The following is a 19,080-nucleotide window of genomic DNA, read 5'->3' as shown; positions in this document are numbered from 1 at the left end:
TTTGATTGACCGAGGTAACCGGTTTCAGGGCCGCTTCGCAGCCCAGCGGGAGCAAGCTCCCTCGCCACAAACTGTTTAATTTGCTCAAAAAAAATAACAAGGAGTCAGCTTATGAAACGTCGTTTCGGGATTCGTACCCTGTGCAGTGCCGCCCTGGCGGTCACCGCGTTCAGTCTGAGCAGTACGCTGCTGGCTGCCGATGCCGTGAAAATCGGTTTCCTGGTCAAACAGGCTGAAGAGCCGTGGTTCCAGACCGAGTGGGCTTTTGCTGAAAAAGCCGCCAAGGGTAAAGGCTTCGAACTGATCAAGATCGCCGTGCCAGACGGCGAGAAAACCCTCTCGGCCATCGACAGCCTCGCCGCCAACGGTGCCAAAGGCTTCGTGATCTGCCCGCCGGACGTCTCGCTCGGCCCGGCGATCATGGCCAAAGCCAAACTCAATGACCTGAAAGTGATTGCCGTGGACGATCGTTTCGTCGACGCCAGCGGCAAGTTCATGGAGGACGTGCCGTACCTCGGCATGGCCGCGTTCGAAGTCGGCCAGAAGCAGGGCAACGCGATGGTCGCCGAGGCGAAGAAACGCAACTGGGACTGGAAAGACACCTACGCGGTGGTCAACACCTACAACGAGCTCGACACCGGCAAGAAGCGCACCGACGGTTCGATGAAGGCGCTCGAAGACGCCGGCCTGCCGAAAGACCACATCCTGACCGCCGCACTGAAAACCCTCGACGTGCCAGGCAGCATGGACGCCACCAACTCGGCGCTGGTCAAGCTGCCCAGTGCGGCGAAGAACCTGATCATCGGCGGCATGAACGACAACACCGTACTCGGCGGCGTGCGCGCCACCGAAGCCGCCGGGTTCGCTGCGGCCAACGTGATCGGTATCGGCATCAATGGCACCGACGCCATCGGCGAGCTGAAAAAGCCCAACAGCGGTTTCTTCGGTTCGATGCTGCCAAGCCCGCACATCGAAGGCTACAAGACTGCCGAGATGATGTACGAGTGGGTCACCACCGGCAAAGAACCGCCGAAGTACACAGCGATGGACGACGTCACCCTGATCACCCGTGAGAACTTCAAGCAAGAGCTGGAAAAAATCGGCCTGTGGAATTGATGGCTGCTCGATCGGTGTGAAGAGGTGACTCAGATGCACGCGCAAGTACAGACACACTCAAGCAGCGCCGGCGGCAGCCTGCGCTTCAACGGGATCGGCAAGACCTTCCCCGGGGTCAAGGCGCTGGACGCCATCAGCTTCGTCGCCCATCCAGGGCAGGTGCACGCCTTGATGGGCGAGAACGGCGCCGGCAAATCGACCCTGCTGAAAATCCTCGGTGGCGCCTACATTCCGAGCAGCGGCGAGTTGCAGATCGGCGAGCAGACCATGGCGTTCAAGTCGACCGCCGACAGCATCGGCAGCGGCGTCGCGGTGATTCACCAGGAGCTGCATCTGGTGCCGGAAATGAGCGTGGCCGAGAACCTGTTTCTCGGTCATCTGCCGGCCAGTTTCGGCCTGATCAATCGCGGCCTGCTGCGCCAGAATGCCCTGGCCTGCCTCAAGGGCCTGGCCGATGAAATCGATCCGCAGACCAAGGTCGGGCGCCTGTCGCTCGGTCAGCGGCAATTGGTGGAAATCGCCAAGGCGCTGTCCCGTGGCGCGCATGTGATCGCCTTCGATGAGCCGACCAGCAGCCTCTCGGCGCGCGAAATCGACCGTTTGATGGCGATCATCAGCCGCCTGCGCGATGAGGGCAAAGTGGTGCTCTACGTCTCGCATCGCATGGAAGAAGTGTTCCGCATCTGCGATGCGGTGACGGTGTTCAAGGACGGCCGTTACGTGCGCACCTTCGATGACATGAGCCAGTTGACCCACGATCAACTGGTGACCTGCATGGTCGGCCGCGACATTCAGGACATCTACGATTACCGCAGCCGTCCACGCGGCGCGGTGGCATTGAAGGTCGACGGTCTGCTTGGCCCGGGGCTGCGTGAGCCGGTGAGTTTCGAGGCGCACAAGGGCGAGATTCTCGGCCTGTTTGGTCTGGTCGGGGCCGGGCGCACCGAGCTGTTCCGCTTGCTCAGCGGGCTTGAACGCAACACCGCCGGACGCCTCGAATTGCGCGGCCATGAACTGAAGCTGCGCTCACCGCGTGATGCGATTGCCGCCGGGATCCTGCTGTGCCCCGAGGACCGCAAGAAGGAGGGGATCATCCCGCTGGCCAGCGTTGCCGAGAACATCAACATCAGCGCGCGCAGTGCCAATGCCAGCCTCGGCTGCCTGCTGCGCGGGCTGTGGGAGAAGGGCAACGCTGACAAGCAGATCAAGGCGCTGAAAGTCAAAACCCCGCACGCCGGGCAGCAGATCAAATTCCTCTCCGGCGGCAATCAACAGAAGGCGATTCTCGGTCGCTGGCTGTCGATGCCGATGAAGGTCTTGCTGCTCGATGAGCCGACTCGCGGCATCGACATCGGCGCCAAGGCCGAGATCTACCAGATCATCCATAACCTGGCCGCCGACGGTATTTCGGTGATCGTGGTGTCCAGCGACCTCATGGAGGTGATGGGCATTTCCGACCGCATTCTGGTGCTCTGCGAGGGCGCGCTGCGCGGCGAAGTCAGCCGCGACCAGGCCAATGAATCCAACCTGCTGCAACTGGCTTTGCCGCGCCATCGCGCTGACGGCGTGGCGAACTGAGAGGTGACTATGATGACCATCCAAAACAAGGCGCTGCCGACTCCCCGCAAACCGCTGGACTTGCGGCGCTTCCTCGACGACTGGGTCATGCTGCTGGCGGCGATCGGTATCTTCGTCGCCTGCACGCTGCTGATCGATAACTTCCTCTCGCCGCTGAACATGCGCGGGCTGGGTCTGGCGATTTCCACCACCGGCATTGCCGCGTGCACCATGCTGTATTGCCTGGCGTCAGGTCACTTCGACTTGTCGGTGGGCTCGGTGATCGCCTGCGCGGGGGTCGTTGCTGCGGTGGTGATGCGCGACACCAACAGCGTGTTCCTCGGCGTCAGTGCGGCGCTGGTGATGGGTCTGATTGTCGGGCTGATCAACGGCATCGTGATCGCCAAGTTGCGGGTCAACGCGTTGATCACCACGCTGGCGACCATGCAGATCGTTCGCGGCCTGGCGTACATTTTTGCCAACGGCAAAGCGGTGGGCGTGTCGCAGGAATCGTTCTTCGTCTTCGGCAACGGCCAGCTGTTCGGCGTGCCGGTGCCGATCCTGATCACCATCGTCTGCTTCCTGTTCTTCGGCTGGCTGCTGAACTACACCACCTACGGGCGCAACACCATGGCCATCGGTGGCAACCAGGAAGCGGCGTTGCTCGCCGGGGTCAACGTTGACCGCACCAAGATCATCATCTTCGCCGTGCACGGTGTGATCGGTGCGCTGGCCGGGGTGATTCTCGCTTCGCGCATGACCTCCGGGCAGCCGATGATCGGCCAGGGTTTCGAGCTGACCGTGATCTCGGCGTGTGTGCTCGGCGGCGTGTCGCTGAGCGGCGGGATCGGCATGATCCGCCACGTGATTGCCGGGGTGCTGATCCTGGCGATCATCGAGAATGCGATGAACCTGAAGAACATTGATACGTTTTATCAGTATGTGATTCGCGGTTCGATTTTGCTGCTGGCCGTCGTGATCGACCGCCTGAAACAGCGCTGATTCTAACTGGCGAAGCATAATTTTGTGGCGAGGGAGCTTGCTCCCGCTCGGCTGCGCAGCAGTCGCAAATCCGGACAGTGCGGTGTGTCAGACTCACCCTTGTCGCCGGTTTTAGGGCCGCTCCGCAGCCCTGCGGGAGCAAGCTCCCTCGCCACAGTGATGCATTCCTTCTGTCCGAACCCCTAAAAACTCCTTGCCCGCCCTCACCCGTTTCGGGTATCACTTTGTACATGATTAGACAGGTACGATTTGACAAGAAACAACGGGTGGTCGACGAGCTCGTCCGGCGCATCGAAAGCGGCCTCATGGAGGACGGCTTTCTGTTGCCCGGCGAGCATCAGTTGGCTCAGGAATTCAACGTCAGCCGTGGCACGTTGCGTGAGGCGCTGGCCGAACTGAAGCGGCGCAACTACATCGCCACGCAAAGCGGGGTCGGTTCGATCGTCACCTTCGACGGTGTGGTGCTCGACCAGCGCAGCGGCTGGGCGCAAGCGCTGGCCGACAGCGGAGCGCTGATCAACACCGAAGTGCTGCGTCTGGAAGCGGTGACCCGGCCGGATTTGCTTTCGCGTTTCGGCACCGACCAGTTCATCACCCTCGACCGCCGCCGGCGATCCAATGACGGCACGCTGGTCTCCCTCGAACGCTCGCTGTTGCCGGCCACCGGAGGCCTGGAAAGCCTGCCGCGTGTCGGTCTTATAGACAACTCGCTGACCATCACCCTGGCCGCCTACGGCTACATCGGCGAGCGCGGCGATCAGTGGATCGGCGCCGAACCGCTGAATGCCGTGGACGCCGAGCTGCTCGGTCGCGCAGAAGGCACTGTGTTTCTCAAGGCCTTGCGCACCACTTACGACCGGCAAAACCGTTTCATGGAGCAGGTCGAAAGCCTGCTCGACCCGGTGCATTTCCGTCTGCACCTGCAATTTGGAGAACAGAAATGACCGCGCTCAACCGTGCCCTCGGTGCGTTTTATGGCCTGGCCCTCGGTGATGCGCTGGGCATGCCGACGCAATCGCTGAACCGCGAAACGATCAAGACCCGCTTCGGCCACATCACCGATCTGCAGGACGCCGGTCCTTTGCAACCGATCGCCGCCAACATGCCCAAAGGCTCGATCACCGACGACACCGAACAGGCGATTCTGGTTGGCGAGCTGCTGGTCGAAGGCAAAGGCCGGATCGAGCCGGCAGTGCTTGCCCAACGGCTGATCGAGTGGGAAGCCGAGATGCAGGCCAAGGGCTCGCAGGATTTGCTCGGCCCATCGACCAAACGCGCCATTGAAATGATCCTCGCCGGGCATTCGCCGGAGGAGGCCGGGCGTTACGGCACCACCAACGGCGCAGCGATGCGCATCACCCCGGTGGGCATCGCCGCAGACGTCGCTGATCCCGAGCGTTTCATCGCGGCCGTGGTGCAGGCCTGTCAGGTCACCCACAACACCACGCTGGGGATTTCCAGCGCGGCGGCGGTGGCGGCGGTGGTTTCGGCCGGGATCAATGGCATGGATCTGGGCGAGGCGTTGAACCTTGGCCAGCAGATTGCGCAACAGGCCGAGGCACATGGGCACTGGGTGGCCGGCGGGCGCATCGCTTCGCGCATCAGTTGGGCGCGGACGATTAGCGTCGATAGCGACAAGGCGCTGCTGGCGGATCTGCTGTACGACGTGATCGGCACTTCGGTGGCATCGCAGGAGTCGGTGGTGGTCTCGTTCGCCCTGGCGCAGCAAGTGGCGGTCGGCGAGATGAGTGCGTTCGATGCATTGTGCATGGCCGCCAGCCTTGGCGGCGACACCGATACCATCGCGGCGATTCTCGGCGCCATGCTCGGGGCCTGCCTGGGCCTCGAGAGCTGGCCGGCGCCGATGATTGCCACGGTCAAGGCAGTCAATCATCTGGAGCTTGAACCGTTGGTGCAGGGGCTGTTGAGCCTGCGTTGACCACATAACTGTGGCGAGGGAGCTTGCTCCCGCTGGGCTGCGAAGCGGCCCCAAACCCTGCCGGCACCCTGTGTCAGACATACCCCATTGTCTGGATTACGACTGCTGCGCAGCCGAGCGGGAGCAAGCTCCCTCGCCACAAGAGCAATAAATTTTGCGTCATTGCCCACAACCACAATAAAGGCAAACAGGAGCACTGTTCATGAGTTCATCAAACGCCGGGCCAAGCGCCGGGCAACTGGAAACCCGCGGCATCGAGCCGGTGCCGGAAGCCGAGTGCAACGGTCATCCGCTGCAACTGTTCTGGGTCTGGTTCGCCGCCAACATTTCCATTCTCGGCCTGCCATTGGGCGCCACGCTGGTGGCGTTTCGCGGGCTGGCGATCTGGCAGGCGATCATCGTTGCCATCGTCGGCGCCGCCGGTTCGTTCGCCGTGGTCGGGATCATCTCGATTGCCGGTCGTCGTGGCCGTGCGCCGAGCCTGACGTTGTCGCGAGCGATCTTCGGTGTACGCGGCAATATCGGCCCGACGCTGGTCTCGCTGATGTCTCGGCTGGGCTGGGAAACCGTCAACACCACCACCGCCGCGTTCGTGCTGCTGTCGCTGTGTTCGATCCTGTTCGGCTCGCCGGTTGAGGCGAAGAGTGCGCCGGTGCTGACGCTGATCTTCATCGCGATTTTCGTGCTGCTGACCCTGTCGGTTTCCGGCCTCGGTCATGCGACCTTGCTGGTGATCCAGAAGTGGGCGACCTACGTGTTCGGTGCGTTGAACATTCTGGTCGGCGGCTTCCTTTGCGCGACCATCGACTGGAGCGCGGTGTTCAACGCCACGCCGGCGCCGATGAGCGCGATGATCATCGGCATCGGCACCATGGCTGCCGGCACTGGCATCGGCTGGGCAAACGCCGGCGCCGACATGTCGCGCTATCAGCACCGCAGCGTCAAGGCTGTGCGGCTGGTCGCCTCGGCGGCGTTCGGCGCGGGGATTCCACTGGTGCTGCTGATCACCCTCGGCGGCCTGCTGTCGGTGGGCAACAATGACCTGGCCTCGGCGACTGACCCGATTGTGGCGATCCGCGACATGCTGCCGACTTGGATGGCCGTGCCGTACCTGATCACTGCATTCGGCGGCCTGCTGCTGTCGAACAACCTCTCGGTGTACTCCGCCGGATTGACCACGCTGACCCTCGGCCTCAAGGTCAAACGCGTCTACGCGGTGGTGGTGGATATCGTGGCGATCTTCGCCGGTTCGATCTATTTCATGTTGATCGCCGACAGCTTCTATGGCCCGTTCATCACCTTCATTTCCCTGTTGGCGGTGCCGATCACCGCGTGGGTCGGGATCTTCGTGGTCGATCTGATTCACCGGCACTACTACAGCCCCAAAGACCTGCTCGACGTCAGCCCGAGCAGCGCCTACTGGTATCGCGGCGGCATCGAGTGGCGCGCGTTCGGCGCGTGGGCGATTGCCATCGTGCTCGGCTTCAGTTTCACCACCATCGGCACCACCGCCGAAAACGTCTGGTTCAAGGGCTTCCTGTCCGACTCGTGGCTGGGCCACAACGGTCTGGGCTGGATCGTGACCTTCGTGGTGGCCGGTGGCATTTACCTGGTTCTCGGCGGGGCGAAAGATCGCCGCGCCGCGCAAGTCGAGAATGCTCATGCCTAAGATGCTGCACACCGGCCAGGTCATCATCGACCTGGTCATGGCCGTGGATCAGCTGCCGAAAATCGGCGGCGATGTGCTGGCGCAGTCTGCCGCTTTCGAGGCCGGTGGCGGCTTCAACGTGATGGCCGCAGCTGTGCGCAACGGTTTGCCGGTGGTCTATCTCGGTCGTCATGGCACCGGGCGTTTTGGTGATCTGGCGCGTCAGGCGATGAACGCTGAAGGTATTCATATCGGCATCCAGGCGCCTGCTCAACGCGACACCGGAATTTGCGTGGCGCTGACCGATGCGTCGGCCGAGCGCAGTTTCATCTCCTACATCGGCGCTGAAGGCGAAGTGACCGAGGAGGATTTGAACAGCGTGGCCGCCGAGGCGGGCGATTATGTCTACGTCAGCGGCTACAGCCTGCTGCATGCAGGCAAGGCGCAAGCTTTGCTGGACTGGACGCTGGCGCTGCCAGAGGTGATCAGCGTGGTGTTTGATCCGGGCCCGTTGGTGGAATCGCCGGACTCGGCGTTGATGCAGGCGCTGTTGCCACGCATCGATGTGTGGACCAGCAACAGCGTGGAGGCGTTGCGGTTTACCGGGGCTGCGGACATTGCGGCGGCCCTGGATCGCCTCGCCGAGCATCTACCGAAAGACGTGCTGATGGTGGTGCGCGACGGGCCGCAGGGGTGCTGGATCCAGCAGGCTGGCGAGCGTCGGCAGGTGCCGGGGTTTGCCGTGAAAGCGGTCGACAGCAACGGCGCGGGTGATGCTCATGCCGGGGTGTTCGTTGCCGGATTGGCGCAGGGTTTGAACGCTCTTGAGGCGGCACGCCGGGCGAACGCGGCGGCGGCTTTGGCGGTGACGCGCTGGGGGCCGGCGACTGCGCCGAGGGCGGCTGAGGTGGATGGGTTTATCCGCGAAGTCTGCGGCGATTGATCTGACGCTTTCGCTGGCAAGCCAGCTCCCACAGGTTTACAAGGTGAAACGCAAATTTGTGTACCCCGGAATCCCTGTGGGAGCTGGCTTGCCAGCGATAAGGCCATCAGCCTCACAACAAATATCAACCGGCCTTGCGCAACGCCGCAATCAACTCATCCTTGCGCATCGAAGAGCGCCCGGCGATATTCTTCGCCCGCGCCTCTTTCCTCAGACTGTCCACGGTCTGCGTCTCGCGCGATGCCTTGCTGTCGCGCGCATGCCCTTCACGACTGGCTACCGCACGCCGCGATGATTCCTTGCGATCTTCGGATTTGGCACTCGCCGGTTTCCTGCGCCCCGAACCGCCAGCCTTTTCGCCGCCGCCCGACTGTTTGTTCACCGTTGCCCAAGCCCGCGCTTCGGCCTCGTCCTTGGACAGGCCTTTGTGCTCGTAGCTGTCTTCGATGTGTTCGGCCTTGCGCTTCTGTTCGACGGTGTATTTATCTTTGCTTCCACGAGGCATGGGATTTCTCCTTGCATCAGTAGATGGGTTTCTTGTGTAGGAGCGGCCGCAGGCTGCGATCCTTTGATCTTGAAAATCAAAAGATCGCAGCCTGCGGCAGCTCCTGCACGATCATGCGTTCACACAACCACAGCTTCTAGACATCCAACTTTCGCGCCGCTTCGACGCCAGCCGCACTGAGCTTGATCGGCAGATTCAACGAGTGTTCGCCGGCCTCGTTGCAGGTCACATGACCATGGTGGATCAGCCCGCGATCCTGCAGGGCGGCGAGGGCGCTGGCCACCACTTTCTCACCGCGATAGTTGTCCAGCACCTCTTTGCCAAGCCCACTCGGATGGGCGTGCAGCAGGCGGGTGAGGACTTCTTTTTCCAGGTTTTTATCGACGTTCATGGTTACCTCTTCATGGATGTGAATAGGACGCTCGCGTCGGCGAACTACTGGCCGGCACCTTCAGAGCCCGAGCCACCGGTGGTGGTTTTCGACCCGATGCCGGGGCCGGCGTTATCGGGGGTGGCGGGGGAGTCGGGGGTGTTCATGCCACCCTGGCGACCGGGGTCACTGCCTTGGGTACGGGGATCGGTGCCGGTGGCAGGTGGCTGGTTGATCAACGGGACCCCGGAGCCATCGGTGTTCATGCCTGGGGCACTGTTAATGGCGGGAGCGCGTGGCGACGGAACCGGATCGGTAGGACCGGTGCCTGCTGCGGTGGTAGACGCGGCGAAAACCGCAGGACTCAGCAGGGCGGCGAAGACGAGGGCAGTCAACCTTGACGGGATCATAGGGCTTCTCCAGTGATTGAATTCCTTACCTGTCGTTGGTCTGCCCCTGGATTGGATTGGTGCCTGATGAACGACGAACGGTCGAGACACAGGGTCATCAGTCGAGGCCGATTTCTTCCTTGAACTGCTCCATGAAACCCTTCAGGCGCTGATGGCGGATCTGCGCCAGACGCTGACCGGTTTCGGTCTGAAAACCGTCGGCGAGGTGCAGCAGTTTGGTCTGGAAGTGGTCGAGGCAGAAACGTGTGTCGTTGTAGTCGCGCTCCCTGGCTTCAGGGTCGAGCGGGTCGTACAGCGCACTGCCCATGCGCCCGGCGACGTAAAAGGTGCGGGCCACGCCAAGCATGCCCAGCGAGTCGAGACGGTCGGCATCCTGGACGATTTTTGCTTCGAGGGTCAGCGGGGTGATGTTGGCGGAGAAACTGTGGGCTTCGATAGCGTGGGTGACGGCGGCGATTTTGCTGGCGGACCAATCCAGTTCCGCCAGCACGTTGGCAGCTTTCTCTGCGGCGAGGCGCGAAGCCTGCGAGCGCAGGGGCGAGTTCTTCTCGACGGACACGCAATCGTGCAGCAATACCGCGGCGAGCAGCACTTCAAGGTCACCGCCTTCCTCGACCTGAAAGGTCCGCACGTTGTGCCAGACCCGTTGCAGATGCGCGAGGTCATGGGCGCCGTCGTCGGACGGCTCCAGAGCATGGGGCAACAACTCGGCGGCGAGTGAGGTGAGCGGCGCAAAAGCAGTGGCGTTCATGAACATCCTTGCAGACTTACCCAAATTTTGATGCGCATGATACTGCTGTGGTGAGGGGATTTATCCCCAATGGAGTGCGATGCACTCCGGTTTTTCAGGGCTGCTGCGCAACCCATCGGGGATGAATCCCCACACCACAAGGTTCTCTACCAGGTTTGGCATGTGACGAGCGCCGCCCACGGCTTTAGTATGGCGCTTTCCATTTCCGACAAGGCCCGTCCATGACGATCGAAATCCGCCCGGCGACCCCCAGCGATGCGCCGCAAATCCTCGCCTTTATCACCGAACTGGCAGATTTCGAAAAGGCTCGCCACGAAGTGATCGCCAACGTCACCGACATCGAGCGCAGCCTGTTCAGCGAAGGCGCGACCGCCCACGGCTTGATCTGCCTGCGTGACGGTGTGCCGATCGGTTTTGCGGTGTTCTTCTTCAGCTATTCGACATGGCTGGGCAGCAACTGCCTGTACCTCGAAGACCTCTACATCACCCCTGAACAACGCGGCGGCGGCGCCGGCAAAACCCTACTGCGGCATCTGGCGAAAATCGCCTGCGACAACGACTGTGGGCGCTTCGAATGGAGCGTGCTGGACTGGAACACCCCGGCCATCGAATTCTACAAATCCCTCGGCGCGCAGCCGCAGGAAGAGTGGGTGCGCTATCGCATGGATGGCAAGGTGTTGCGCGAGTTTGCCGAGGGATGATTCTCAGGGCGTCGAGGTGGTTTTGGCTGTTTCATCATCAGTCATTTCCCAATTGCCGCTCAGCAACCCATCCAGTGTCTTTCGCACGGAAATCTTGAATGCCCCGGCCTTCTCTTCATCGAAGGCCGCTTTCCAGTAGGTGTAGCCCTGGCTGAAATCTGGAATCTGCGCCGTTTCTCCCACGCACCGAGTCAGGCTGCGCTGCAAAGCCTCGGCCTGAAAAGGCAGGTGGGGCATTGCGGTGATCTCGCCTCCGGTGACCGGGTTGGTCATCCGAATGCCATCAACGCGGATATGCACGACGGTGCCGTAGTGCGGATAGCTTTCGATTTTGAGGATGGTCAAGGTCGAGGCTTCTTCACCCGGCCGGGTGTTGTAAGCCCAGATATCACCCTCCTTGATAGCGGGCAAGGCGCTGGCGATCGCCGCGAAGCAGAGTGCGCTGCAGAGCAGTAACGCCTTTAAAGCGGTTTTCATTTTTTCTTCCTTGAACCTGTCGAGAGCGGTCGTCGCGTGAATGGGATCGGCATTTTAGAGATTTGGCGAAGAAACGGCTGTTACACTTGTAAATCCCATAATATGGGAATGATATTTATATATTGAGATTTTCCTGCGCCCAGGTTTATAGTCCCTCGCACTCACTGCCAAAAACAAAACAGGTGAAGCGATGCAGGCGCAATTGATCGCGCTCGATTGGGGGACGACCTCATTACGTGCTTACAAACTCGCGGCCGGTGGCGTGGTGCTGGAGCAGCGTGCGCTGTCGTCCGGGATCATGCAGTTACCGAAGACGCCGCGAGTCATCAACGGTGGTGAATGCGCCGATGGTTTTGAACTGGCCTTCGAAGACGCCTGTGGCGACTGGCTCGATGCGCAGCCGGATCTGCCGGTGATCGCCTGCGGCATGGTCGGCAGCGCCCAGGGCTGGCGCGAAGCGGCCTACTGCGAAACGCCGGCGAACGTCGCCAATCTCGGAAATTCCCTACAAACAGTGGTCAGTCTGCGCGGCACACGGGTGCACATCGTGCCGGGCGTGATTCAGCGTTCACGCCTGCCCAACGTGATGCGCGGTGAAGAAACCCAGGTCCTTGGCGTGCTGCAGAACCTGCCGGTCGATGCTGGCGGCGATCTGTTGATCGGTCTGCCGGGCAGCCATTCCAAATGGGTGGAAGTGCTCGAGGGCTGCATCACCCATTTCGATACGTTCATGACCGGCGAAGTGTTCGCCGTGCTCAGTGAACACAGCATTCTCGGGCGTACCCAGCAACAGGGGGTGGCGTTCGACGGCGTGGCATTTGACCGTGGTGTGCAAGTGGCACTGTCGGCGGACGGCGAGCTGGGCGTGCTCTCCACATTATTCAGTGCCCGCACCCTGGGACTGACCGGCGAACTGGCGCCGACGGCGCAAGCGGATTACCTCTCCGGCCTGATGATTGGCCATGAGCTGGTAGCGCTTGCCGCAGCCCAGCGGCGTCGACGCAACAGTGCGCATCTGCCCTCGATCATCCTCATTGGCAACGCACAACTCTGCGCCCGCTACAGCCGTGCGCTGGACGCCTGCGGTTTCGCCCGGGTGGCGCTGGCCGAGCAGGCCACCGAGCGCGGCCTGTGGCAACTGGCGCTGGCCGCCGGACTGCTCGATTCCTCATCCCGTTAACCCTGACTGGAGGCCTGACATGCTCAAGCAAGCACTGGCACAAAATGGTCTGATCGCGATCCTGCGTGGCCTGCATCCGCAGGAAGCCGCAGCGGTCGGAGAAGTCCTGTACGCCGCCGGATTTCGCGTCATCGAAGTACCGCTCAATTCGCCGTCGCCGTACGAAAGTATCCGCATCCTGCGTCAGACCTTGCCCGCCGATTGCCTGATCGGTGCCGGCACGGTGTTGACCCCGGAGCAGGTCGAGTTGGTGAAAGCCGCCGGCGGCCAGGTGATCGTCATGCCGCACAGCGACGCCAAAGTGCTGCGTGCGGCGAAAGCGGCGGGGTTGTACCTGTCGCCGGGTGTCGCCACGCCGACCGAAGCGTTCGCGGCGCTGGAGGAGGGCGCGGACATTCTCAAGCTGTTCCCGGCCGAGCAGATGGCCCCGGCGGTGGTCAAGGCATGGCTCGCGGTGTTGCCCTCCGGGACGGTGCTGGCGCCGGTCGGCGGGATCACCCCAGACAACATGCAAGCGTTCATCGACGCTGGCGTGAAAGGTTTCGGCCTCGGTTCCGGCCTGTTCAAACCGGGCATGAGCGTTGAGCAAGTCGCCGTCAATGCCAAGGCCTACGTCGCTGCCTGGAAGGCCCTTCGCTGAGATTTATCCGGCGCTGCGTGCGCTGCATCTAACAAGAGAGACAAGCAGATGAAAATCACCAAACTCACCACCTTCATCGTGCCGCCGCGCTGGTGCTTCCTAAAGGTTGAAACCGACGAGGGCGTGACCGGTTGGGGTGAACCCGTGGTCGAAGGCCGCGCCCACACTGTTGCCGCTGCCGTTGAGGAATTGTCCGACTACCTGATCGGCAAAGACCCACGCAACATCGAGGACATCTGGACCGTGCTGTATCGCGGCGGCTTCTACCGTGGTGGCGCGATCCACATGAGTGCGCTGGCCGGTATCGATCAGGCGCTGTGGGACATCAAGGGCAAGGCCCTCGGTGTGTCGGTCAGTGATCTGCTCGGTGGTCAGGTGCGCGACAAGATCCGCGTGTATTCGTGGATCGGTGGCGATCGCCCAGCCGACACCGCGCGTGCCGCGAAAGAGGCGGTGAGCCGGGGTTTTACTGCGGTGAAAATGAACGGCACCGAAGAGCTGCAATTCCTCGATTCCTTCGAGAAAGTCGATCTGGCCCTGGCCAACGTGGCTGCGGTGCGCGATGCCGTCGGGCCTAACGTCGGCATTGGCGTCGACTTCCATGGCCGGGTGCACAAGCCGATGGCCAAGGTGCTGATGAAGGAACTCGACCCGTACAAACTGATGTTCATCGAAGAACCGGTGCTCAGCGAAAACTATGAAGCGCTGAAAGAGCTGGCACCGTTGACCAGCACGCCGATTGCCCTCGGTGAGCGGCTGTTCTCGCGCTGGGATTTCAAGCGGGTGTTGAGCGAAGGCTACGTCGACATCATCCAGCCCGATGCCTCCCACGCTGGTGGTATCACTGAAACTCGCAAGATCGCCAACATGGCCGAAGCCTACGACGTGGCGCTGGCACTGCATTGCCCGTTGGGGCCGATTGCGCTGGCGGCGTGCCTGCAACTGGATGCGGCTTGTTACAACGCGTTTATCCAGGAGCAGAGCCTGGGTATCCATTACAACGAGAGCAACGATCTGCTCGACTATGTGAAGGATCCGCGGGTGTTCGACTACGACCAGGGTTTCGTGAAGATCCCGAATGGGCCGGGGTTGGGCATTGAGATCAACGAGGAATACGTGATCGAACGTGCGGCGGTCGGCCACCGCTGGCGCAACCCGATCTGGCGCCATGCCGATGGCAGTTTTGCCGAGTGGTGAGTGCCTTCTGACCCCCCACAATTCCCCTGTGGGAGCTGGCTTGCCAGCGATGACGGCGGCACATCCGGCATTGATGTGACAGATGCACCGCTATCGCTGGCAAGCCAGCTCCCACAGGGTTCGGCGCAAGTTTTACGACTGTCCTCAAATAATCATAAGAAGAGGCACCCCCCATGCCAACGCAAACCCTCACCGGGCAGGCGTCTTTAGTCACGCCTAGCCGCAAGCGGTTTTTCATCATGGTGCTGTTGTTCATCACCGTGGTCATCAACTACCTCGACCGCAGCAACCTGTCGATTGCCGCGCCCGCGCTGACCAGCGAACTGGGCATCGACCCGGTGCATGTCGGGCTGATTTTCTCGGCGTTCGGCTGGACCTACGCCGCGATGCAGATCCCCGGCGGCTGGCTGGTGGATCGGGTGCCGCCGCGCATCCTTTATAGCGTCGCGCTGCTGCTGTGGTCGCTGGCCACGGTGCTGCTCGGCTTTGCCGCAAGTTTCATTGCGCTGTTCGTGCTGCGCATGGCGGTCGGCGCGCTGGAAGCACCGGCCTATCCGATCAACAGCCGCGTGGTCACCACCTGGTTTCCCGAGCGCGAGCGGGCCACGGCGATTGGTTTCTACACTTCCGGGCAGTTTGTCGGCCTGGCGTTTCTGACGCCGGTGCTGGCCTGGCTGCAACATGAGTTCGGCTGGCACATGGTGTTCGTCGCCACCGGTGCGGCGGGGATTGTCTGGGCGGCGATCTGGTACGCGGTGTATCGCGAACCGCGGGATTTCAAGGGCGCCAACAACGCGGAGATCGACCTGATCCGCGAAGGCGGCGGGCTGGTGGATATTCAAGCGCAGACGGCCAAGGCGTCGTTCAGCTGGACCGACCTCGGCATCGTCCTGAGCAAGCGCAAATTGTGGGGCATCTACCTCGGCCAGTTCTGCCTGAACTCGACGCTGTGGTTTTTCCTGACGTGGTTCCCGACCTACCTGGTGAAATATCGCGGCATGGACTTCATCAAGTCCGGCCTGCTGGCATCACTGCCGTTTCTGGCCGCGTTCATTGGCGTGCTGTGTTCGGGGTTCTTTTCCGACTTGCTGATTCGCCGTGGCTGCAGCGTGGGTTTTGCGCGCAAGTTGCCGATCATTGGCGGACTGTTGATTTCCACCTCGATCATCGGTGCCAATTTCGTTGAATCGACACCGCTGGTGATTGCCTTCCTCGCGCTGGCGTTTTTCGGCAACGGTCTGGCCTCGATCACCTGGTCGCTGGTCTCGACCCTGGCTCCGGCGCGCTTGCTCGGCTTGACCGGTGGGGTGTTCAACTTCATCGGCAACCTGTCGGCGATTGCCACGCCGATCGTCATCGGGTTCCTCGCCAGTGGCGATTCGTTTGCCCCGGCGATCACCTACATCGCGGTTCTGGCGCTGATCGGTGCATTGTCCTACGTGTTTCTGGTAGGCAAGGTCGAGCGTATCGAGTTGTAGTGGTCTGCGTCGGGCGACCATAATGCCGCCCGTTCCCTCGCTCAACGGTAAAGGCTGGATATGCAGGAAGACGCCCCGGAAAAAACCAAGGACGCCGCACCCACCGGCACCCAGACCCTGCTTCGCGGCCTGGGTGTGGTGCAGGCGGTGGCCAGTGGCGCCCGTGATCTGAAAGAGATCGCCCGGCTGATCGGCACCACGCGCAGCACCACCCATCGTCTGGCCAGTTGCCTGGTGGACGAACGTTACCTGCGCGTGGTGCCGCAAATCGGCTATCTGCTGGGGCCAAAACTGATCGAGCTGGGGTTTCAGGCCCGCGAAGAGTTGCCGCTGGTGAGTCTGGCCGCGCCCTATCTGAATGAGTTGTCGGCATTGACCGGCGACACCGTGCACCTGGGGATTCGTGAGGGCGACGAGGTGTTGTACCTGCTGAAGAATCCGGGGCGCAATGGCCCGGAAATGCGCTCGCGGGTCGGCCACCGCATGCCGCTGGCACGCACCGGGATCGGCAAGGCCTTGATGCTCGACGATGCGCCGCAGGATTGGCAGCGCTTGTACGACATCAGCCTGCCGGCGGGTGGGAAAAGTCAGTTCTGGCCGCAGCATCCGCAGCAATCGTGGGAGCAGCTCGAGCAGCGCATGACCGAGTACGTGGCCGGCGGCTACGCCTTCGATCTGGAAGACAACGAACCGTCGATCCGCTGCGTGGCGGCGCCGATTCGTGATGCGAGCAAGCGCATTGTCGCGGCGATCAGTATCGCCAGCACCGTGCCGTACATGCCGCTGGAAAAAATGGCCGAGCTGATCCCCCTGATCAAAGGGGTCACAGCCCGGCTCTCGGCAGAACTCGGTCTGAAGGTTTAAAGCTTCAGCGTCGCCATGTCGATCACGAAGCGATACTTCACGTCACCGGCAATCATCCGCGCATAAGCTTCGTTGATCTGGCGGATGTCGAGCATTTCGATGTCGCAGGTGATGTTGTGCTCGGCGCAGAAATCCAGCACTTCCTGGGTTTCGGCAATGCCGCCGATCAACGAACCGGCCAGCACGCGACGGCCCAGCACCAGGTTGGCGGCGTGCACGGGCGGATCGATCGGTTCGATCAGGCCGACCAGAATGTGCACGCCATCAAAGCGCAGGGTTTGTAGGTACGGATTGAGATCATGCTGCACCGGGATGGTGTCGAGCAGGAAGTCGAATTGGCCTGCGGCGGCGGCCATCTGCTCGGCATCGGTGGAGACGATCACGTGATCGGCGCCCTGACGACGACCTTCTTCGGCCTTGCTCGCCGAGCGGGTGAACAGCGTGACTTCCGCGCCCAGTGCCTTGGCAAACTTGATGCCCATGTGGCCGAGGCCGCCCATACCGAGAATCCCGACCTTGTCGCCGGCCTTGACCCCGTAATGCTTGAGCGGCGAGTAGGTGGTGATGCCGGCGCAGAGGATCGGCGCGGCGCTGGCCAGATCCAGCTTTTCCGGGATGCGCACGACGAAGTGCTCGCTGACCACGATGCTGTCCGAGTAGCCGCCCATGGTGTTGCTGCCATCGACCCGGTCCGGGGTGGCGTAGGTCATGGTCGGGCCTTCGAGGCAGTATTGCTCAAGGTTCTGCTGGCAGGCGGCGCAGGTGCGGCAGGAGTCGACCATGCAGCCAACGCCGACCAGATCGCCTACTTTATGTTGGGTGACGTTCGCACCAACGGCGGTGACTTTACCGACGATCTCGTGGCCGGGCATCAACGGATAAACCGCGATGCCCCATTCGTTGCGCGCCTGGTGGATGTCGGAGTGGCAGACGCCGCAGTACAGGATCTCGATCGCCACGTCGTCAGCGCGTGGGCTGCGGCGTTCGAATTTCATCGGGGCGAGGGGAGTGGTGGCCGATTGGGCGGCATAACCGATAGCGGTGTACATGAGAAACCTCGCAGAAGCAGTGACAAGTGAGGTGGCGCATTCTGGGCGCCGTCTGCCGCTGCGGCCATGACGATTCCTCCGGGTCTCATGCCTAATCCTCCGGCATGCGGGTCTGGGCAAGCGCATTGGCAAAAGGATCTGCGATGATGCTTGCATGCCTTTTTCCGTGACTTTTTTGAAGACCCCTCCGATGCAGTTGACCCGTCACCTTGATGCCAATGCCACGCTGGTTTCGCTGATCGAGCCGCTGGCGCTCTGCGATGGTTACAGCCAGACCGGGTTGCCCGGCGTGCAGGTGTTGCGCGCCAGTTGTGACGTGGCGCGTGGCCCGCACATTTACGAGCCGAGCCTGATGATCATCGCTCAGGGCAGCAAACTGGCGTTCCTCGGCCCGCGCACCATGGAGTACGGCGCCGGGCACTATCTGATTCAGGCGCTGCCGGTGCCGTTCGAGTGCGAAACCTTTGCCTTGCCGGACGCGCCGTTGCTGGGCGTATCGGTGGCCATCGACCGGGTGCTGCTCGGCGAACTGGTGCTGGCCATGGGACTGGCACCGGGGCGGCATATCCCGGCGCAGACGCCGGAGTCGATGACCTCGGTGGTGCTCGACGATGACATGCGTGGCTGTGTCGAACGTTTGCTGCGCTGCCTGCACGATCCGCTGGAGCGGCAGATTCTCGGGCCGGCGCGGGTGCGTGAATTGTTGTTCACCGCGCTGCGCGGGCCGCAGGCCGATGTGTTGCGCGCGCTGGTGGAGCAGCAGGGGCAGTTCGCCCGGGTCGCAGCGTCGATCAGCCATCTGCATGCGCACTACACCGAGCCGCTGAATGTCGAGACTCTGGCTAGTTGCGCGAACATGAGCGTGTCGTCCTTCCACGAGCACTTCAAGCGCAGCACGCTGCTGTCGCCGGTGCAGTATCTGAAGCGCCTGCGCCTGCTCAAGGCGCAGACCTTGCTGGTCGCCGAAGGTCTGGGCGTGGCGCAGGTGGCGCATCGGGTGGGGTATCAGAGTACGTCGCAGTTCAGTCGTGAGTACAAGCGCTACTTTGAGCGCAGCCCTGGTGATGAGCGCGTTGCCTGAGTCAGTGGCAACGTTCCTGTTGGACCCGCGATCCCTGTAGGAGCTGCGGCACGCTGCGATCTTTTGATTTTCAGATCAGCGTCAAGAGATCGCAGCGTGCCGCAGCTCCTACAGGGGAATGCAGGAATTTTGGGCAACAAAAAGGCCCCCATTTCGGGAGCCTCGTTGTTCA

20 protein-coding genes are annotated in these 19,080 nt (G+C 61.9%); 14 read left to right on the top strand and 6 right to left on the bottom strand.

Annotated features, from left to right (window positions below; translation table 11 throughout):
* Positions 1-111 precede the first annotated feature (111 nt).
* The 7 genes from ABV589_RS06795 to ABV589_RS06765 all read left to right on the top strand — a co-directional run bounded on the left by ABV589_RS06795 (position 112) and on the right by ABV589_RS06765 (position 8,205).
* The gene (locus tag ABV589_RS06795; RefSeq protein ID WP_367085355.1) at positions 112-1,116 is read left to right on the top strand and encodes a substrate-binding domain-containing protein; all 1,005 of its coding nucleotides are present in this window, start codon (positions 112-114) and stop codon (positions 1,114-1,116) included.
* A 33-nt stretch (positions 1,117-1,149) separates the two neighbouring features.
* Positions 1,150-2,694 carry an L-arabinose ABC transporter ATP-binding protein AraG gene (gene araG, locus ABV589_RS06790; protein WP_367085354.1) on the top strand — a complete coding sequence of 515 codons (1,545 nt, stop codon included), beginning with the start codon at positions 1,150-1,152 and terminating at the stop codon, positions 2,692-2,694.
* Between the two features lie 12 nt (positions 2,695-2,706).
* A complete protein-coding gene (gene araH / locus ABV589_RS06785) occupies positions 2,707-3,675 on the top strand; it encodes an L-arabinose ABC transporter permease AraH (RefSeq protein WP_027612371.1) in 969 nt (322 codons plus the stop codon).
* A gap of 230 nt (positions 3,676-3,905) precedes the next feature.
* Entirely contained in the window at positions 3,906-4,619 is a 714-nt protein-coding gene (locus ABV589_RS06780; protein WP_007967625.1) for a GntR family transcriptional regulator, read from the top strand.
* A complete protein-coding gene (locus tag ABV589_RS06775; RefSeq protein WP_367085353.1) occupies positions 4,616-5,614 on the top strand; it encodes an ADP-ribosylglycohydrolase family protein in 999 nt (332 codons plus the stop codon). The genes ABV589_RS06780 and ABV589_RS06775 overlap by 4 nt, the downstream gene beginning before the upstream one ends.
* A 202-nt stretch (positions 5,615-5,816) precedes the next feature.
* Positions 5,817-7,283: a cytosine permease gene (locus tag ABV589_RS06770; RefSeq protein WP_367085352.1), complete on the top strand. Its 1,467-nt coding sequence runs from the start codon at positions 5,817-5,819 to the stop codon at positions 7,281-7,283.
* Positions 7,276-8,205, top strand: coding sequence for a PfkB family carbohydrate kinase (locus ABV589_RS06765; protein ID WP_367085351.1), 930 nt, complete (start codon positions 7,276-7,278; stop codon positions 8,203-8,205). The genes ABV589_RS06770 and ABV589_RS06765 overlap by 8 nt, the downstream gene beginning before the upstream one ends.
* 124 nt (positions 8,206-8,329) lie before the next feature.
* Here the strand turns inward: ABV589_RS06765 and ABV589_RS06760 are convergent, their stop codons facing one another.
* From ABV589_RS06760 to ABV589_RS06745, 4 genes are all read right to left on the bottom strand, one after another.
* A complete protein-coding gene (locus tag ABV589_RS06760; protein WP_367085350.1) occupies positions 8,330-8,710 on the bottom strand; it encodes a Rho termination factor N-terminal domain-containing protein in 381 nt (126 codons plus the stop codon).
* Between the two features lie 136 nt (positions 8,711-8,846).
* On the bottom strand, positions 8,847-9,101 hold the full coding sequence (locus tag ABV589_RS06755; RefSeq protein ID WP_007961959.1) for a hypothetical protein: 255 nt from the start codon (positions 9,099-9,101) through the stop codon (positions 8,847-8,849).
* Between the two features lie 44 nt (positions 9,102-9,145).
* The gene (locus ABV589_RS06750; RefSeq protein WP_367085349.1) at positions 9,146-9,490 is read right to left on the bottom strand and encodes a hypothetical protein; all 345 of its coding nucleotides are present in this window, start codon (positions 9,488-9,490) and stop codon (positions 9,146-9,148) included.
* Positions 9,491-9,587: 97 nt separating this feature from the next.
* The gene (locus ABV589_RS06745; protein WP_367085348.1) at positions 9,588-10,241 is read right to left on the bottom strand and encodes an HD domain-containing protein; all 654 of its coding nucleotides are present in this window, start codon (positions 10,239-10,241) and stop codon (positions 9,588-9,590) included.
* Between the two features lie 221 nt (positions 10,242-10,462).
* On the opposite strand from ABV589_RS06745, the gene ABV589_RS06740 reads away from it, so the two are divergent.
* Positions 10,463-10,942 carry a GNAT family N-acetyltransferase gene (locus ABV589_RS06740; protein WP_367085347.1) on the top strand — a complete coding sequence of 160 codons (480 nt, stop codon included), beginning with the start codon at positions 10,463-10,465 and terminating at the stop codon, positions 10,940-10,942.
* A gap of 3 nt (positions 10,943-10,945) precedes the next feature.
* Here ABV589_RS06740 and ABV589_RS06735 read toward each other — a convergent pair whose 3' ends face one another.
* A complete protein-coding gene (locus ABV589_RS06735; protein ID WP_367085346.1) occupies positions 10,946-11,419 on the bottom strand; it encodes a hypothetical protein in 474 nt (157 codons plus the stop codon).
* 190 nt (positions 11,420-11,609) lie between these two features.
* Here ABV589_RS06735 and ABV589_RS06730 point away from each other — a divergent pair, with 190 nt between their 5' ends.
* From ABV589_RS06730 to ABV589_RS06710, 5 genes are all read left to right on the top strand, one after another.
* The gene (locus tag ABV589_RS06730) at positions 11,610-12,599 is read left to right on the top strand and encodes a 2-dehydro-3-deoxygalactonokinase (RefSeq protein WP_367085345.1); all 990 of its coding nucleotides are present in this window, start codon (positions 11,610-11,612) and stop codon (positions 12,597-12,599) included.
* A gap of 19 nt (positions 12,600-12,618) precedes the next feature.
* Positions 12,619-13,239 carry a 2-dehydro-3-deoxy-6-phosphogalactonate aldolase gene (locus tag ABV589_RS06725; RefSeq protein ID WP_367085344.1) on the top strand — a complete coding sequence of 207 codons (621 nt, stop codon included), beginning with the start codon at positions 12,619-12,621 and terminating at the stop codon, positions 13,237-13,239.
* A gap of 48 nt (positions 13,240-13,287) precedes the next feature.
* Positions 13,288-14,436, top strand: coding sequence for a galactonate dehydratase (dgoD, locus tag ABV589_RS06720; protein ID WP_007961968.1), 1,149 nt, complete (start codon positions 13,288-13,290; stop codon positions 14,434-14,436).
* 173 nt (positions 14,437-14,609) lie between these two features.
* Positions 14,610-15,914 (top strand): MFS transporter, encoded by a 1,305-nt coding sequence (locus tag ABV589_RS06715; protein ID WP_367085343.1) that lies wholly within the window; start codon positions 14,610-14,612, stop codon positions 15,912-15,914.
* A gap of 60 nt (positions 15,915-15,974) precedes the next feature.
* Positions 15,975-16,778, top strand: a complete 804-nt coding sequence (locus ABV589_RS06710; protein ID WP_367085342.1) for an IclR family transcriptional regulator — start codon at positions 15,975-15,977, stop codon at positions 16,776-16,778.
* Here the strand turns inward: ABV589_RS06710 and ABV589_RS06705 are convergent.
* The gene (locus tag ABV589_RS06705) at positions 16,775-17,827 is read right to left on the bottom strand and encodes an NAD(P)-dependent alcohol dehydrogenase (RefSeq protein WP_367085341.1); all 1,053 of its coding nucleotides are present in this window, start codon (positions 17,825-17,827) and stop codon (positions 16,775-16,777) included. The genes ABV589_RS06710 and ABV589_RS06705 overlap by 4 nt on opposite strands.
* 190 nt (positions 17,828-18,017) lie before the next feature.
* Between ABV589_RS06705 and ABV589_RS06700 the strand changes: the two genes are divergently transcribed.
* Positions 18,018-18,908 carry an AraC family transcriptional regulator gene (locus ABV589_RS06700; RefSeq protein ID WP_007961974.1) on the top strand — a complete coding sequence of 297 codons (891 nt, stop codon included), beginning with the start codon at positions 18,018-18,020 and terminating at the stop codon, positions 18,906-18,908.
* The last annotated feature ends 172 nt before the right edge of the window (positions 18,909-19,080 follow it).

Origin of the sequence: Pseudomonas sp. HOU2 (genome assembly GCF_040729435.1) — a bacterium.
GTDB lineage: Bacteria > Pseudomonadota > Gammaproteobacteria > Pseudomonadales > Pseudomonadaceae > Aquipseudomonas.
The sequence above is the reverse complement of the archived record's forward strand: the minus strand, read 5'-3'. Positions and strand labels throughout refer to the sequence as shown.

Coding starts and splice junctions, on each gene's coding strand:
- ABV589_RS06795 (WP_367085355.1), top strand. CDS start 112: ATGAAACGTCGTTTCGGGATTCGTACCCTGTGCAGTGCCGCCCTGGCG.
- araG (WP_367085354.1), top strand. CDS start 1,150: ATGCACGCGCAAGTACAGACACACTCAAGCAGCGCCGGCGGCAGCCTG.
- araH (WP_027612371.1), top strand. CDS start 2,707: ATGACCATCCAAAACAAGGCGCTGCCGACTCCCCGCAAACCGCTGGAC.
- ABV589_RS06780 (WP_007967625.1), top strand. CDS start 3,906: ATGATTAGACAGGTACGATTTGACAAGAAACAACGGGTGGTCGACGAG.
- ABV589_RS06775 (WP_367085353.1), top strand. CDS start 4,616: ATGACCGCGCTCAACCGTGCCCTCGGTGCGTTTTATGGCCTGGCCCTC.
- ABV589_RS06770 (WP_367085352.1), top strand. CDS start 5,817: ATGAGTTCATCAAACGCCGGGCCAAGCGCCGGGCAACTGGAAACCCGC.
- ABV589_RS06765 (WP_367085351.1), top strand. CDS start 7,276: ATGCCTAAGATGCTGCACACCGGCCAGGTCATCATCGACCTGGTCATG.
- ABV589_RS06760 (WP_367085350.1), bottom strand. CDS start 8,710: ATGCCTCGTGGAAGCAAAGATAAATACACCGTCGAACAGAAGCGCAAG.
- ABV589_RS06755 (WP_007961959.1), bottom strand. CDS start 9,101: ATGAACGTCGATAAAAACCTGGAAAAAGAAGTCCTCACCCGCCTGCTG.
- ABV589_RS06750 (WP_367085349.1), bottom strand. CDS start 9,490: ATGATCCCGTCAAGGTTGACTGCCCTCGTCTTCGCCGCCCTGCTGAGT.
- ABV589_RS06745 (WP_367085348.1), bottom strand. CDS start 10,241: ATGAACGCCACTGCTTTTGCGCCGCTCACCTCACTCGCCGCCGAGTTG.
- ABV589_RS06740 (WP_367085347.1), top strand. CDS start 10,463: ATGACGATCGAAATCCGCCCGGCGACCCCCAGCGATGCGCCGCAAATC.
- ABV589_RS06735 (WP_367085346.1), bottom strand. CDS start 11,419: ATGAAAACCGCTTTAAAGGCGTTACTGCTCTGCAGCGCACTCTGCTTC.
- ABV589_RS06730 (WP_367085345.1), top strand. CDS start 11,610: ATGCAGGCGCAATTGATCGCGCTCGATTGGGGGACGACCTCATTACGT.
- ABV589_RS06725 (WP_367085344.1), top strand. CDS start 12,619: ATGCTCAAGCAAGCACTGGCACAAAATGGTCTGATCGCGATCCTGCGT.
- dgoD (WP_007961968.1), top strand. CDS start 13,288: ATGAAAATCACCAAACTCACCACCTTCATCGTGCCGCCGCGCTGGTGC.
- ABV589_RS06715 (WP_367085343.1), top strand. CDS start 14,610: ATGCCAACGCAAACCCTCACCGGGCAGGCGTCTTTAGTCACGCCTAGC.
- ABV589_RS06710 (WP_367085342.1), top strand. CDS start 15,975: ATGCAGGAAGACGCCCCGGAAAAAACCAAGGACGCCGCACCCACCGGC.
- ABV589_RS06705 (WP_367085341.1), bottom strand. CDS start 17,827: ATGTACACCGCTATCGGTTATGCCGCCCAATCGGCCACCACTCCCCTC.
- ABV589_RS06700 (WP_007961974.1), top strand. CDS start 18,018: ATGCAGTTGACCCGTCACCTTGATGCCAATGCCACGCTGGTTTCGCTG.